1 protein-coding gene is annotated in these 320 nt (G+C 52.2%); it reads left to right on the top strand.

Going from position 1 to position 320, the window contains the following annotated elements; all coding sequences use genetic code 11:
* On the top strand, window positions 1-320 hold a 320-nt coding region (locus QN359_RS19860), incomplete at both ends, for an IS3 family transposase (protein WP_323493440.1).

The following is a 320-nucleotide window of genomic DNA, read 5'->3' as shown; positions in this document are numbered from 1 at the left end:
GCCCTTTCAATCGCCACACAATGCCGTCTCGTTTCAGTCACGCGCTCGGTCGTGTACGACAAGAAAAAGCGCTTGCAAGAAGAGATCAATCCGTTTGATAGTTTGCTGTTGCAATTGCTTGACGAGGAATACACCAGACATCCATTTTACGGCACGCGACGCATGACGCATTACTTGCGAGACTGTGGCCATGCAGTGAACCGCAAGCGCGTACAGAGGCTGATGCAGCAACTGGGATTGGCAGGTATGGCCCCAGGCCCCAACACCAGTAAAGCGCATCCGCAGAACAAGATTTACCCGTACTTACTGAGAGGTATCGA

Origin of the sequence: Undibacterium sp. 5I2 (assembly GCF_035019605.1) — a bacterium.
Lineage (GTDB): Bacteria > Pseudomonadota > Gammaproteobacteria > Burkholderiales > Burkholderiaceae_D > Undibacterium.
The sequence above is the reverse complement of the archived record's forward strand: the minus strand, read 5'-3'. Positions and strand labels throughout refer to the sequence as shown.